Annotated in this window: 15 protein-coding genes and 1 tRNA gene; all 16 read right to left on the reverse strand. The window is 73.2% G+C overall.

What is annotated here, in order from left to right:
* Positions 1-86: 86 nt before the first annotated feature.
* Positions 87-311 (reverse strand): hypothetical protein, encoded by a 225-nt coding sequence (locus tag ACIG5E_RS18755; protein WP_396534538.1) that lies wholly within the window; start codon positions 309-311, stop codon positions 87-89.
* A 192-nt stretch (positions 312-503) separates the two neighbouring features.
* A tRNA-Met gene (locus ACIG5E_RS18760) sits at positions 504-580 on the reverse strand.
* Positions 581-666: 86 nt separating this feature from the next.
* Positions 667-1,749 (reverse strand): hydrogenase expression/formation protein HypE, encoded by a 1,083-nt coding sequence (gene hypE / locus ACIG5E_RS18765; RefSeq protein WP_396534540.1) that lies wholly within the window; start codon positions 1,747-1,749, stop codon positions 667-669.
* Positions 1,742-2,866 carry a hydrogenase formation protein HypD gene (gene hypD, locus ACIG5E_RS18770; RefSeq protein WP_396534542.1) on the reverse strand — a complete coding sequence of 375 codons (1,125 nt, stop codon included), beginning with the start codon at positions 2,864-2,866 and terminating at the stop codon, positions 1,742-1,744. The genes hypE and hypD overlap by 8 nt, the downstream gene beginning before the upstream one ends.
* Positions 2,863-3,156: a HypC/HybG/HupF family hydrogenase formation chaperone gene (locus ACIG5E_RS18775; protein WP_396534544.1), complete on the reverse strand. Its 294-nt coding sequence runs from the start codon at positions 3,154-3,156 to the stop codon at positions 2,863-2,865. Before ACIG5E_RS18775 ends, hypD begins: the two co-directional genes overlap by 4 nt.
* Before the next feature lie 6 nt (positions 3,157-3,162).
* On the reverse strand, positions 3,163-5,469 hold the full coding sequence (gene hypF / locus ACIG5E_RS18780; RefSeq protein ID WP_396534546.1) for a carbamoyltransferase HypF: 2,307 nt from the start codon (positions 5,467-5,469) through the stop codon (positions 3,163-3,165).
* Entirely contained in the window at positions 5,466-6,245 is a 780-nt protein-coding gene (gene hypB, locus ACIG5E_RS18785; RefSeq protein WP_396534548.1) for a hydrogenase nickel incorporation protein HypB, read from the reverse strand. The genes hypF and hypB overlap by 4 nt, the downstream gene beginning before the upstream one ends.
* A gap of 5 nt (positions 6,246-6,250) precedes the next feature.
* Positions 6,251-6,631 (reverse strand): hydrogenase maturation nickel metallochaperone HypA, encoded by a 381-nt coding sequence (gene hypA, locus ACIG5E_RS18790; RefSeq protein WP_396534550.1) that lies wholly within the window; start codon positions 6,629-6,631, stop codon positions 6,251-6,253.
* Between the two features lie 116 nt (positions 6,632-6,747).
* The gene (locus tag ACIG5E_RS18795) at positions 6,748-6,852 is read right to left on the reverse strand and encodes a DUF6893 family small protein (RefSeq protein WP_387933688.1); all 105 of its coding nucleotides are present in this window, start codon (positions 6,850-6,852) and stop codon (positions 6,748-6,750) included.
* Positions 6,846-7,352 (reverse strand): hydrogenase maturation protease, encoded by a 507-nt coding sequence (locus ACIG5E_RS18800; protein WP_396534553.1) that lies wholly within the window; start codon positions 7,350-7,352, stop codon positions 6,846-6,848. The genes ACIG5E_RS18795 and ACIG5E_RS18800 overlap by 7 nt, the downstream gene beginning before the upstream one ends.
* The gene (locus ACIG5E_RS18805) at positions 7,349-8,719 is read right to left on the reverse strand and encodes a hypothetical protein (protein WP_396534555.1); all 1,371 of its coding nucleotides are present in this window, start codon (positions 8,717-8,719) and stop codon (positions 7,349-7,351) included. Before ACIG5E_RS18805 ends, ACIG5E_RS18800 begins: the two co-directional genes overlap by 4 nt.
* Positions 8,716-9,360, reverse strand: coding sequence for a DUF6084 family protein (locus ACIG5E_RS18810; protein WP_396534557.1), 645 nt, complete (start codon positions 9,358-9,360; stop codon positions 8,716-8,718). Before ACIG5E_RS18810 ends, ACIG5E_RS18805 begins: the two co-directional genes overlap by 4 nt.
* Complete coding sequence (locus tag ACIG5E_RS18815) at positions 9,357-10,004, reverse strand: DUF5947 family protein (protein ID WP_396534559.1); 648 nt, start codon at positions 10,002-10,004, stop codon at positions 9,357-9,359. The genes ACIG5E_RS18810 and ACIG5E_RS18815 overlap by 4 nt, the downstream gene beginning before the upstream one ends.
* Positions 10,001-10,468: a thioredoxin gene (locus tag ACIG5E_RS18820; protein ID WP_396534561.1), complete on the reverse strand. Its 468-nt coding sequence runs from the start codon at positions 10,466-10,468 to the stop codon at positions 10,001-10,003. Before ACIG5E_RS18820 ends, ACIG5E_RS18815 begins: the two co-directional genes overlap by 4 nt.
* Positions 10,465-12,252 (reverse strand): nickel-dependent hydrogenase large subunit, encoded by a 1,788-nt coding sequence (locus tag ACIG5E_RS18825; protein WP_396534563.1) that lies wholly within the window; start codon positions 12,250-12,252, stop codon positions 10,465-10,467. Before ACIG5E_RS18825 ends, ACIG5E_RS18820 begins: the two co-directional genes overlap by 4 nt.
* 69 nt (positions 12,253-12,321) lie before the next feature.
* Entirely contained in the window at positions 12,322-13,386 is a 1,065-nt protein-coding gene (locus ACIG5E_RS18830; protein WP_396534565.1) for a hydrogenase expression protein HypE, read from the reverse strand.
* Positions 13,387-13,468 lie beyond the last annotated feature (82 nt).

Below are 13,468 nucleotides of genomic sequence, written 5' to 3' on the forward strand. Positions count from 1 at the left end.
CGTCGACGTACCCGGCCTGGTCGAGCTCGGTCAGCAGGTCGCGGTGCCGTCGGACGTCGTCGCCCCCTGTTCCTGCCAACTCGTCGTCAGCCCTGGCAGAGGCCCCGGCTGTTCGACGGCAGCGCGGTGATGTTGTACAGCGGCGCGGCCCCGGCCAGGATCCGCACGTGCGGCGCGTTCCCGGCGGCGACCGACGCCTTGAGGCCGTCCACGATGGCGTCCTGGAACGCACCGTCCGGGAACGGCGCCAGAGTCGAGATGTCGACGGTCCGGGTCGCCCGCGAGATGTTCTCCCGCATCTTGTCCAGCAACCGCGTTAAATTACCCTAAAGCAACCTGATGCCATGTCAGAGTCCCGTCAAAAGCTTCTGTCACTGGGGAACTGACGCCCCCTCGGCTCACGACGGCCGTCAACGAGTTCGATCACCGCGGACATCGACAACCCGCCCGGAACGCAAAGAAGCCGGGGTCGACACGATCATCGTGTCGACCCCGGCTCCTGCTGGTAGCGGGGACAGGATTTGAACCTGCGACCTCTGGGTTATGAGCCCAGCGAGCTACCGAGCTGCTCCACCCCGCGTCGGTGAGATCACCTTATGCCACAACCCCGCCGAAACAGAAATCGGTTTCCCCGGGCGGTGGCCCGCCCCGCCCGGGGAGCCGTGGTCAGCAGATTCGGGGCAGCTGTTCGCCCATCGGCAGGTCGACCACCCGGGTGCCGCCGAAGCCGGTGCGGGCGACGACCATCCCGGGGTGGTCCTCGACGCACTCCCCGATCGCCACCGCCTCCGCGCCGAGCGGGTGGGCGCGCATGGCGGCGAGCACGGCGTCGGCCTCGGCGCGCGGGACGAAGGCGACCAGCTTGCCCTCGTTGGCGATGTACATCGGGTCCAGTCCCAGTACGGCGCACGCGTTGGCCACCGGGTCCGGGACGGGCACGGCGCGTTCGCTCAGCATCACGCCCACCCCGGCCGCCGCCGCGATCTCGTTGAGCGCCGCCGCCAGCCCGCCCCGGGTGGGGTCGCGCAGCACGTGCAGGTCGCGGGTGGCGCCGAGCATCGCCTCGACCAGCCCGCCGAGCGCCGCGCAGTCGCTGCGCACCTCGACCCCGAACTCCAGGCCCTCCCGGACGCTCAGGATCGCCACCCCGTGCAGCCCGATCGGCCCGCTGACGATCACCACGTCGCCCGGGCGGGCCCGCTGCGGCCGGATGTCGACCCCGGACGGGACGAGCCCGATGCCGGCGGTGTTCAGGTAGACGCCGTCCCCGTGCCCGGCCTCGACCACCTTGGTGTCCCCGGTGGCCACCTCCACCCCGGCGGTGCGGGCGGCGGCGCCGAGCGCCCGGGCGACCCGGTCCACGACGGCCAGCTCCACCCCCTCCTCCAGGATGAAGCCGCAGGACAGGTACGCCGCCCGGGCCCCGCTCATGGCGAGGTCGTTGACCGTGCCGTTGACGGCGAGGTCGCCGATGCAGCCGCCGGGGAAGAACAGCGGCCGCACCACGTAGGAGTCGGTGGAGAAGGCCAGCCGGGCACCGCCCAGTTCCAGGACGGCCGAGTCGCCGAGCCCCGCCAGCGCCGGGCCGCCGAACGCGGGCGCGAAGAGGTTCTCCACCAGTTCGGCGGACATCGCCCCGCCGCCGCCGTGGCCCATCACCACCCGGGGGTGGTCGCGCAGCGGCAGCGGGCAGCTCCAGCCGGAGAAGTCCGGCGCGGCCGGGTCGGTGAGCAGTTCGGTGTCAGCCAACGGGGCTCGCCTCCTGGGCCGGGCTCGGCGTGCTCAGCCGCCGGTAGAGGTAGTACGCGGCGCAGGCGCCCTCGCTGGAGACCATGGTGGCGCCGAGCGGCGTGCGCGGCGTGCAGACCGTGCCGAAGGCCTCGCACTGGTGGGGCTTCAACAGCCCCTGCAGCACCTCGCCGGCCCGGCACTGGGCGGGTTCGCGGGTGCGGATGCCCGCGACGTCGAAGCGGTGCTCGGCGTCGTGGTCCCGGTAGCGCGGGGAGAGCCGCCAACCGCTCCGCGGGATCACGCCGATGCCCCGCCAGGAGCTGTCGGTCACCTCGAAGACGTCCGCCAGCATGGCGCGGGCCGCCGGGTTGCCCTCGGGCCGGACGGCCCGGGCGTAGGCGTTGTCTACGGTGTGCTCGCCGCGCTCCAGCTGCCGTACGGTCCGCCGGATGCCCTCCAGGATGTCCAGCGGCTCGAAGCCGGTGACCACGATCGGCACCCGGTGGCGCTCCGCGAGCGCCGGGTACTCGGTGGTGCCCATCACGCTGCACACGTGCCCGGCGGCCAGGAAGCCCTGGACCCGGCAGTCCGGTGAGTCCATGATCGCCTCGATGGCCGGGGGCACCCGGACGTGCGAGACCAGCATGCTGAAGTTGCGAAGGCCCTGCTTCCGGGCGAGGTGGACGGCCATGGCGTTCGGCGGGGCGGTCGTCTCGAAGCCGATGCCGAAAAAGACCACCTCCCGGTCCGGGTTCTCCCGGGCGATCCTCAGCGCGTCGAGCGGCGAGTACACCACCCGGACGTCGCCGCCCTCGCCCCGTACCCGGAACAGGTCGCGGTCGGTGCCGGGCACCCGCAGCATGTCCCCGAAGGAGCAGAAGATCACCTCCGGCCGGGCGGCGATGGCGAGCGCCCGGTCGATCACCTCCAGCGGGGTGACGCACACCGGGCAGCCCGGCCCGTGGATCAACTCGACCTCCTCCGGTAGGAGTTGGTCGATGGCGTGCCGGATGATGCTGTGCGTCTGGCCGCCGCACACCTCCATCAGCGCCCAGGGCCGGGTGACCGTCGCCCTGATGTCGGCGAGCAGGCCCTCGGCCAGCTCGGGGTTGCGGAACTCCTCCAGGTACTTCACCGCTCGACCTCCTCAGCCACGCCTGCCGTCTCGGCGGCCTCCCACGGGTCGCCGAACTCCTCCTGCAGCAGCCCGAGTTCCTCGAACAGCCGCAGGGTCCGCCGGGCCGACTCCTCGTCCAGACGCTGCAGCGCGAAGCCCACGTGGACGATCGCGTACTCCCCCACCGCCAGGTCGGGCAGGTACTCCAGGCAGACGTCCTTGACCACCCCGCCGAAGTCCATCACCGCCATCCTGGTCCCGTCGCGCTCCCCGATCTCCGTCACCCTGCCGGGCACCGCCAGGCACATCCGCTCTCACTCCTCCCGGGCGGCCGACGACCGGCCGGCCACCATCAGCTGGCCGAGCGCCAGCCCTCCGTCGTTGGGCGGCACCCGGCGGTGCCGCAGCACGGTGAAGCCGTCCTCCCCGAGGCCGCTCGCGCAGGCCGAGGAGAGCAGCGCGTTGGCGAAGACGCCGCCGCTGAGCGCGACCGTGGTGGTGCCGTGCCGATCCCGGGCGGCCGCGCAGACCTGCCGGACGGCCTCGGCCACCGCGGCGTGGAAACGCGCGGCGATCAGTCCCGTCGGCGCGCCCGCGGCCAGGTCCGCGACCACCCCGGCCAGCACCGGCCCGGGTTCGACGGTCCAGCCGTCCGCCCGTTCCGCGAGCCCGAAGCCGTAGCCCGCCGCGGGGCCGAACTCCACTGCGGCCGCCTCCAGTTCGATCGCCGCCTGGGCCTCGTACCCGGCCCGGTGACAGATCCCGGCGAGCGAGGACACCGCGTCGAACAGCCGGCCCATGCTGGAGGTCGGCACGCAGTTCAGCCCGCGCTCCAACTGCCGCTCCAGCAGCCGCAGTTCGTCGGCCGGGCAGGCCTCGATCGGCGGCAGCCCGGCGGCCCGGGGCAGCCCGGCCGCGCGCAGGTGCGCCAGCGCCGTGCGGTACGGGCGCTCGACGGCCGCGTCCCCGCCCGGCAGCGGCACATACGCGAGGTGGGCGAGGCGACGGAATCCGTCGTAGTCGGCGAGCAGCACCTCGCCGCCCCAGACCGCGCCGTCCTCGCCGTAGCCGGTGCCGTCGAAGGCCACTCCGAGGACGGGGCGGCCGCCGTCCAGGCCGTGTTCCGCCATCAGCGCGGCGATGTGGGCGTGGTGGTGCTGCACCCGGCGCACCGGTCGGCCGGCGGCGGTGCGCTCGGCGTGGTGGAGCGAACGGTAGCCGGGGTGCCGGTCGGCGACCAGCAGTTCCGGCCGCACCCCGCTGACCGTGCCGAGCTGGTCGACCGCGCGGTCGAAGGCGCGCAGCGTGGCCAGGTCGTCCATGTCGCCGATGTGGCCGGACAGCCAGGCGTAGCCGTCCCGGGCCAGCGCGAAGGTGTTCTTCAGGTCCCCGCCGACGGCCAGCACCGGTCGGACGGGCACCGGCAGCGGGAGCGGCAGCGGGGCGTAGCCGCGCGAGCGGCGCAGCGGCAGCTGTTCGCCGTCCACCACCCGCACCACGGAGTCCTCGCAGGGCACCTGGATCGGCCGGTCGTGGCTGAGCCAGCCGTCGACCAGCGGCGCGAGCCCGCTGAGCGCCTCCCGGTCGTCGGTGACGATCGGCTCCCCGGAGAGGTTGGCGCTGGTCATCACCAGCAGGTCCGGCCCGGGGGCGGCGAGCAGCAGGTGGTGCAGCGGGGTGTACGGGAGCATCACCCCGAGGTCGGGGCTGCCCGGGGCGACGGCCGGGAGTTCCGCGGCGAACCCGCCGGGGCGGCGCAGCAGGACGATCGGCCGCACCGGTCCGGTGAGCAGTTCCCGTTCGACGGGCCCGAGCGGCAGCATTCCCTCGACGGTGGCGAGGTCACGGGCCATCAGGGCGAAGGGCTTGTCACCACGCCGCTTGCGCCGGCGCAGCAGGGCGACGGCGGTGCGGTCGCGGGCGTCGCAGGCGAGGTGGTAGCCGCCGATGCCCTTGACGGCGAGGATCGCCCCGTCGGCCAGCAGCCGCCGGGCCCCGCCGAGGGCGTCCTCGTCGCGGCGGTCGGGGTGCCCGGGGACGGTCAGGGTGAGCCGTGGTCCGCAGCCGTGGCAGGCGACGGGCTGGGCGTGGAAGCGGCGGTCGGCGGGGTCGGTGTACTCCCGGGCGCAGTCCGCGCACATCGGGAAGCCGGCCATGGTGGTGTTGGCCCGGTCGTAGGGCAGGCCGGTGACGATGGTGTGCCGGGGGCCGCAGTTGGTGCAGCTGATGAACGGATGCCGGTGGCGCCGGTCGGCGGGGTCGGTGAGTTCGGCCAGGCAGTCGGCGCAGACGGCGACGTCGGGCGGGATCAGGGTGGCGCGCGGGCCGTCGGTGCGGGAGGCGGTGATGGTGAAGCCGGTGGCGCCGGTGGCGGCGAGCGGCTCCTGCTCGACCGAGGCGACCCGGGCGAGCGGCGGCGCGTCGCCGGCCACCCGTCGGCAGAAGGCGTCGAGGGCCTCCCGGCTGCCCTCGACTTCGGCGAGCACGCCCTCGCCGGTGTTGGTGACGCTGCCGGCCAGTCCGAGTTCCCCGGCCAGCGCGAAGACGAACGGCCGGAAGCCGACGCCCTGCACCAGGCCGCGCACGGCGACCCGGCGCCGCTGGAGGTCGAACGCCGTCACGACGGCTCCGGCACGGCGTGGTGGTGCCCCTCAGGCGCGTGCCCGGAAACCACGTGCCCGGAAACCACGTGCCCGGCGGCCATCACCGGCCGGTGCGGCGCGGCGCCGTCCAGCACGGCGAGCGCCCGCTCCAGCAGCGCGCCGACGCCGTCGCCGGTGCGGGCCGAGGTGGGCACCACCTCCACGCCGGGGTTGACCCGCTGGACGTTGGCGAGGAACGCCGCCTCGTCGAACTCGGCCGCCGCGGCGAGGTCCGCCTTGGTGACCAGGACGAGGTTGGCCAGCCCGAACGCGGTGGGGTACTTGAGCGGCTTGTCCTCGCCCTCGGTCACCGAGGCCAGGACCACCCGCAGCGATTCGCCGAGGTCGTAGGAGGCCGGGCAGACCAGGTTGCCGACGTTCTCCACGAACAGCAGCCGGCAGTCCCCGGGCAGCCAGCCGTCCAGGTGCCCGGCGAGCATCCGGGCCTCCAGGTGGCAGAGCCCGTCGGTGAGCACCTGCTTCACCGGCGCCCCCGAACGGGCCAGCCGCAGCGCGTCGTTCTCGGTGGCGAGGTCGGCGGTGAGCGCGGCGACGGACACCCCGCGCCGGCGGGCGAGCCCCAACTCGGCTTCCAGCAGGGCGGTCTTGCCGCTGCCGGGGCTGGAGAGCAGGTTCACCGCGACCGTCCCGCGGGCGGTCAGCGCGGCCCGCAGTTCGCGGGCGCCGTCGTCGTTGCGGGCGAGCACCGCCCGGCGCAGGTCGACCGTTTGCCCCGGGTGTCCGGTCTGGCACATCGGCTTCAGCCTTTCTGTTCGGCCCGGACGCCGGGGCGCCCGGCCCACTCGACGTCGAGGATCTGGAGCTCGCGACCTGACAGCAGCTCGACGCCGCCGCCGGAGCGGCAGCCCGGGCAGCCGAGGTCCGGCGGCATGCCGACGGCCCACTCGACGCCGCAGGGCGCGCAGCGGGCCCGTGCCGTGACGGATTCGGTGTCCAGCGCCGCGCCCTCCACCAGCGTTCCGGCGCAGGCGAGTTCGAAGCAGAAGTCGAGGGCTTCGGGCACGACGCCCGCCAACTCGCCGACCCGCAGCCGCACTCGGGCCACTCCGGGGGCCCCGTGTTCGCGCGCGGCCGTGTCCACCTGCTCGACGACGGCGGCGGCGATCGACATCTCGTGCATCGGTCCCTTTCCACGGCGGCCGGCAACGCGCCCCATTACAGGGGGCGGTGGCGGCGACGGCTCGAAGCCGCGCCGCCACCGCGTCCGGGGCTGCACCGTTCGCAGCAATCCGCGGCTCACATCCGCGAGATCTTCAGGTACCGCTTGAGGTCGGGCAGGCTCTGCCAGACCAGCGCGCCGATCCCCGCCAGCAGGGCCGCGCAGAAGAGTTTCCTCAGCATGGTGTCGTCCTCCTCTCCGACGACAGGGCCTCCTCCACGGCCCGCAGGACCACGTGGACGGCCTCCTCGACGGCGGCGGCGACGGGTTCGCTCAGCCCGATGCCCTCCTCCAGGGACGCCGGTTCGCAGCCGACCACCAGCACCCGCCCGGGCGGCTCGCCCCCGGTGCCGGCGGCGAGCGTGGCGAGCAGCCCGAGCACGGCGTCCGGCCCCATCCGGTGCCCGTCCAGGACGGGCACCTCCAGGGGCTCGGCGGCCGCCTCGATGAGGTACACCGTGCCGGGCGCGCCGCCGCGGCAGGTGGCGTCGACCAGGACGGCGGTGCGGTAGCCGTCGAGCAGCCGGTACGCCAGGTCGACGCCGCGCACGCCGACGTCGACCACCTCGACGCCGTCCGGCAGCGGCTGGGCGGCGAGGCGCCGGACGGTCTCCACCCCGAACCCGTCGTCGCCGAGGAAGATGTTGCCCACCCCGGCGACCAGTACCGTCGGCCCGGTCACGCCTCCTCCAGCGGGGTGACCTCGTCGGGCTGGAAGTACCGGAAGCGCCCCTGGGCCCGCCACAGATCCGCGCCCGGGTCGTCCTCCACCGTGACGGCCAGGTGCACCGAGCCGTCGAGGTCGTGCAGCACCGCCTCCACCACGGCGGTGCGCCCGTCCAGGAAGAGGTCCTGGGCGTCGGTGCGCCGCCGTCCGGGCCGCAGCAGCACCCGGCTGCCCGCGCCGACCTGCCGGCCGTCGACCAGCACCCGGTCCCGTTCGGGGTCGACCTCCGGGTCGTTGCCCGGGTCCCACCAGGGCTGCTCCGGGTCCGGGCCGCCGCCGGTGATCTCGCGCAGCCCGCGGATCGCGCCGTGCAGCCGTTCCAGCACCTCGGGCGGCATGGACTCGGCCAGGTCGATCACGGCGCCGGCCCGGTCGTCGGTGCCCCTGGCCTCCCGCTTCTCCCGGTCGGTCAGGGCCGCCGTCCGCAGGGCCAGGATCTCGTCGATCTCGGTGGCGTCGTACAGGGCGCCGAGGCTCTCCGGGGCGATCCGCGGGTGGTCCTCCAGGATGATCGGCGAGGACAGCACCACCTGGTTCCCGCCTTCCGGTCCGGCCGGCACCGGCCAGGTGCGTTCGTTGCGGCACCGCTCGACGGCCGGCCGGGCCCATTCGGGCGGGTCGGCGACCGACAGGAAGCGGCCGTGCTCCAGCCCGAGCAGCAGGTGGGTGGAGACCAGGGAGCGCGGCAGCGCCTCCTCGCGGCCGGCCCCCAGGCCTGGCGTCCAGTCGGAGACGTTCTCCACCTCCGCGGTCAGGCGCTGCGCCCGGTACGGGCCGGGCAGTTCCTCGACCCTCAACCGCAGGAGCCCGTCGACCTGTTCGCGCCGGCGCACCAGGCGGCCGACGGCGCTGCCGTGCTCGTGCAGCAGCTCCGTCCCGCCGACGCCCGGCAGCCGGAACCCGTGCTGCACTCCCTCACCGGTCAACTCCTCGACGGGAAGGAGGAGTTCGATCCGCTCCTCGACGCCCTCGTCCCACTCGGCGAGGACCCGGTCGGCGAGCTCCAGCTGCTCCACCGGCTCGAACCCGCCGCCTTCGGTGGCCTGTTCGACGGTGCGCCGCTGGACCCGCAGGAAGCGCAGCTCGACCGCCAGCCGGTCATCGCGCTGCGACTCCATGACGCACTCGGTGCGCTGGTGGGAGTGTTCGCCGCCCTGCGCGGTGTACTCGGGCGGCACCAGCACGCCGAACTGCCAGCGCAGCCGGTTCTTGGCCGCGGAGGCGCGGTACGGGTAGAGCACGTAGCCCTCCAGCAGCACCGCGTCGGCGATCTGCCGGGCGGCCGCGAAGCCGCGCTCGATCCCCTCGGGGAAGCCGTTCACCTGGCCCCCTCCCCGACCGCGGCCGTGGCGAGCAGCTCGCGCACGGTCGCCTCCCAGGAGGGCAGGGCCCGCCGGGAGCGGTAGGCCAGCAGCTCGTCCATCAGGTCCTCGGGCAGCCGCAGCCAGCCGCAGCCGGGGAAGTGGCGGTCGACCGCCTCCCGCCAGACCCGCACCGGCATCCGCACCCGGGCCTCCTTGTCCCACGGCACGGGGGTGACCTGGAAGCCGCCGGGGCCGGCGAAGGCGGTGCCGGAGAAGAGCAGCAGCAGCGGCACCTCGCCGCCCTCCAGCGCCCGGAAGTACCGGCCGCAGGCCACTTCCAGGTCGTAGCTGCACGGCACCGCGAGGTCGGCCTCGGTCTCCCCGGTGAATCCGGGCACCAGCAGCGGCACGGTCGCGAACTGGATCGGGTTGAGCGTGCCGGCCCAGCGCTCCCGCTCGCCGAAGAGGTCGCTCAGCCGCTCGCCCTCGGCGTCGCCGTACGACCGGCGGCCGGGTTCGATCCGCAGCTGGCACTGCAGGGCGAGGGCGTGCACCCGGGTTTCGGCGGGAGCCGTGATCCGCAGCCGGAACACCAGGGTCGGCACGGCCGCGTACGGGTCGGAGCGCACGCCGGTGCAGGCGAAGCCGAGCGTCGTCACGCCCTCACCTCCGCTGCCAGCGGGCGGGCCCGTACGGCCAACTGCCCGAAGAAGTCGTCGAGTTCGGCCCGGGCCTCGGCGCCGCCGTCGAAGCCGTGCCAGCACCGCCGCAGCCGGCCCACCAGCTCGTAGCAGACGTCGATCGGCACCAGGAAGCACTCGACCCGCCCTTCGGCGCGGCGCAGCAGCAGCGCCTCCACGTCGGGCTCCAGGGCGGCGGCCAGCCGGCTGGCGCCGAGGGCGCGTTCCCAGGCCTCCTGGTCCAGCTCGCTCTCGGTGGCGCCGGCCGGCCCGGGGTAGAACGCGAGCAGCCGGTCCAGCACGGCGTTGCGGAACAGGAACACGGTGCCGACCGGGATGCCCAGTTCCGACCAGGCCCGTTCGGCCGATTCGCCGTCCGGGTCGCTCAGGTAGCGGTCCGGGACGGCGCGGTAGCGGCCGCCGGCCGCGCCCGGCTGCCGGAAGAGAAGGCCGCAGGCGGTGCAGGTGCAGGCCAGGGCGCGTTCCTCGACGTCCACCAGGTGGCGGTGGCCGGCCGGCAGGTCGTGGCCGCAGAGGCCGCACTGCTCGGGTCGCGGCGGTGCCGGCTCGCGCAGCCGGCGCAGCAGGGCGGTCCCGTCCCGGGAGACCCGTCGGGTGTTCATCGCGCCTCCGCGGGCTGCGGCGGACGGGTGCCGATCTGGAGCAGTTGCGGGGCGCGCTCCAGCTCCAGGGCCGTCACCTCGGGCGCGTGGCAGGCGAGGGCGGCCTCCACCTCCTGCTCCCCGCAGCCGCAGCCGGTGGCCGTCCGGCGCAGCCGCAGGGTGCCGGTCTCCGGCGCGAAGCCGAGCACCTCGACCCGCTCGGGCAGGGCGGCGAGCGCCCGGTCGATCCGGGCGGTCACGTCCTCGGGGTGCAGGTCGTGCAGGAGCAGCAGCCCGGCCACCACCGGGTCGTCCAGCATCCGCTCCAGGGCGGGCGGGGGCAGCGCGGGGACGAGCCTGGCCAGGCCCTCGCCGTAGAACTCCATGAGGTCGCGGACGAGTTGTTCGCCCGTCTGCTCGGCGCCGCTGCCGGCCAGCGCGTCCAGGGCCTGCTGGATCCGCAGCCCGGTCTGTTCGGCCGTCATGCGGTGAGCCCGCTCAGGCCGGTGGGCACGTGCATGGTCTTCAGGGTGCGTCCGTTGCCCACGTACATGTGGACGCCGCAGGGCAGGCAGGGGTCGAAGCTGCGCACGGTGCGCATGATGTCGATGCCCTTGAAGTTCTCCGGGGAGTTCTCCTCGAAGATCGGCGTGTTCTGCACCGCGTCCTCGTACGGGCCGGGCGTGCCGTAGCTGTCGCGGACGCTGGCGTTCCACGGGGTGGGCGGGTACGGGTGGTAGTTGGCGATCTTGCCGTCGCGGATCACCATGTGGTGCGAGAGCACGCCGCGCACGGCCTCGGTGAAGCCGCAGCCGATCGACTCGTCCGGCACCTCGAAGCGCTCCCAGGTCTGGCTGCGCCCGGCGCGGACCTCGTCGAGCGCCTTCTCGGCGAAGTGCAGGGCGGCGGCCGCCGCGTAGGCCTGGAAGTAGGTGCGGGCGCGGTTGCGCTCGATCGCGTTGCTCCACTGCGGGATCTTCCACTCGAAGGTGACCTCGGGCTTGGTCATCGAGCGGGGCAGGTTGATCTGCACGCTGTGGCCGGTGGCCTTGACGTAGCCGATGTCGACCAGCCCGGACAGGGCGGTGGACCACAGGCGGGCGATCGGGCCGCCGCCGGTGTCGAGGGCGAGGTGCTCCTTGCCGTCGAACCAGCGCGGGGACATCACCCAGCTGTACTTGTCGTCGAAGTTCCGCTTCTGCGGCTGCGGGATGGTGTGCTGGTTCCACGGGTGCCGGGGGTCGACGGGGTTGCCCAGCGGGTCGTGGGTGACGAAGAGTTCCTTGCCCTGCCAGTCCTCGTAGTAGGAGCTGCCGAGCAGGATGCGGATGCCGAGGTTGATCTGCGTCAGGTCATTGGTGACGAGCTTGCCGTCGACCACGATGCCGGGCGTGACGAACATCCGCCGGCCCCAGTCCGTCATGTTGCGGTATGTGAAGTCGCAGTGGTCCGGGTCGTTGAGACTGCCCCAGCAGCCGAGCAGGACGCGGCGCCGGCCGACCTCCTCGTAGCCGGGCAGCGCCTGGTAGAAGAAGTCGAAGAGGTCGTCGTGCAGCGGCACGACCTTCTTCATGAACTCGACGTAGCGCATCAGCCGGGTCAGGTAGTCGGTGAACAGCTGCACGGTGGCGACCGTGCCGACGCCGCCCGGGTAGAGCGTGGAGGGGTGCACGTGGCGGCCCTCCATCAGGCAGAACATCTCCCGCGTGTACCGGCTGACCTGGAGCGCCTCACGGTAGAACTCGCCCTCGATCGGGTTGAGCGAACGCATGATGTCGGCGATGGTCTTGTACCCGTGGTCGCCGGCGTGCGGGGCCTCGGTGCGCTCGGCGAGCTCCAGGACGCCCGGGTTGGTCTCCTTGACCATCTTCTCGCAGTAGTCGACCCCGACCAGGTTCTCCTGGAAGATGTTGTGGTCGAACATGTACTCGGCGGCCTCGCCGAGGTTGATGATCCACTCCCCCAGGTGCGGGGGCTTCACGCCGTACGCCATGTTCTGGGTGTAGACCGAGCAGGTGGCGTGGTTGTCGCCGCAGATCCCGCAGATCCGGCTGGTGATGAAGTGGGCGTCGCGCGGGTCCTTGCCGCGCATGAAGACGCTGTAGCCGCGGAAGACCGAGGAGGTGCTGTAGCACTCCGCGACCCTCTTCTGCTTGAAGTCGATCTTCGTGTGGATGCCCAGGCTGCCCACGATCCGGGTGATCGGGTCCCAGGACATCTCGGTCAGGCCGCTGCCGTCGCCGGTCGACCTGGTGGTCGGTGTTGCCATCGTGTCTGCGTGTCCTTGTCTGCGAGAACGACGGGGCCGCACACCGGGGCGGTGTGCGGCCCTCCCCTGTCACCAGGGCGGGCGGTAGCCCGTGGTCAGGTGGCGGCCGGTGCGGCGCCACTTCGGTTCCTTGTCGACGGTGTTCAGCGTGATCGCGCGCAGCCGGCGGATCAGCGAGCCGTACGCGCTGCTGGCGCCGGTGGACACGCGCGAGCCGGGCGGCGGGTCCATGAAGGGCATGAACTTGTCCGGGAAGCCCGGCATGGTGCAGGCGATGCAGATGCCGCCCACGTTCGGGCAACCGCCGACGCCGTTGATCCAGCCGCGCTTGGTGACGTTGCACTTGACGACCGGGCCCCAGCAGCCGAGCCGCACCAGGCACTCGGGGGTGCCGTAGTCGGTGGCGAACTGGCCCTGTTCGTAGTAGCCGCCGCGGTCGCAGCCCTCGTGCACGGTGGCGCCGAACAGCCAGGTCGGCCGCAGCTTGTCGTCCAGCGGGATCATCGGCGCGGAGCCGGCCAGCTGGTACAGCAGGTAGGTGAGCGTCTCGGCGAAGTTGTCGGGCTGGATCGGACAGCCGGGCACGCAGACGATCGGCAGCCCGGCCTTGGACTTCCAGTCCCAGCCGAGGTGGTCCGGCACGCCCATCGCGCCGGTCGGGTTGCCGGCCATCGCGTGGATGCCGCCGTAGGTGGCGCAGGTGCCGATCGCCACCACCGCGGTCGCCTTGGGGGCGAGCCGGTCCAGCCACTCACTGGTGGTGATGGGCTGGCCGGTGGCGGGGTCGTCGCCGAAGCCGCACCAGTAGCCCTCCTTCTTGATCTTCTCGTTGGGGATGGACCCCTCGACGACCAGCACGAACGGTTCGAGTTCGCCGCGGTCGGCCTTGAAGAACCACTCGACGAAGTTGTCCGCGCCCTGGACCGGGCCGCACTCGAAGTCGATCAGCGGCCAGTGCACCGCGACCTTCGGCAGGCCGGGCAGCGCTCCGGTGACGATCTCCTCGATGCTCGGCTGCATCGCGGCGGTCAGCGAGACGGAGTCGCCGTCACAGCTGAGGCCGGCGTTGATCCAGAGAATGTGCACCACGTCGGTGTCGGTTGTTGCAGCGGTTGCAGCGGTTGCAGCACCCATGAGGATGCCTCCTCGGGGATGGGAGCCGGACGGGATGGCTCGGACCCAGTCATAGCAACGGTCCGGCTCGGCCGCCGGTCCG

The organism is Kitasatospora sp. NPDC053057 (genome assembly GCF_044546945.1).
In the GTDB taxonomy this organism is placed as follows: domain Bacteria; phylum Actinomycetota; class Actinomycetes; order Streptomycetales; family Streptomycetaceae; genus Kitasatospora.

Bases quoted from the DNA above. Each gene is read 5' to 3' on its own strand.
- ACIG5E_RS18830 (WP_396534565.1), bottom strand. From the start codon at position 13,386: ATGGGTGCTGCAACCGCTGCAACCGCTGCAACAACCGACACCGACGTG.
- hypA (WP_396534550.1), bottom strand. From the start codon at position 6,631: ATGCACGAGATGTCGATCGCCGCCGCCGTCGTCGAGCAGGTGGACACG.
- ACIG5E_RS18820 (WP_396534561.1), bottom strand. From the start codon at position 10,468: ATGACGGCCGAACAGACCGGGCTGCGGATCCAGCAGGCCCTGGACGCG.
- ACIG5E_RS18815 (WP_396534559.1), bottom strand. From the start codon at position 10,004: ATGAACACCCGACGGGTCTCCCGGGACGGGACCGCCCTGCTGCGCCGG.
- ACIG5E_RS18825 (WP_396534563.1), bottom strand. From the start codon at position 12,252: ATGGCAACACCGACCACCAGGTCGACCGGCGACGGCAGCGGCCTGACC.
- ACIG5E_RS18795 (WP_387933688.1), bottom strand. From the start codon at position 6,852: ATGCTGAGGAAACTCTTCTGCGCGGCCCTGCTGGCGGGGATCGGCGCG.
- ACIG5E_RS18775 (WP_396534544.1), bottom strand. From the start codon at position 3,156: ATGTGCCTGGCGGTGCCCGGCAGGGTGACGGAGATCGGGGAGCGCGAC.
- hypB (WP_396534548.1), bottom strand. From the start codon at position 6,245: ATGTGCCAGACCGGACACCCGGGGCAAACGGTCGACCTGCGCCGGGCG.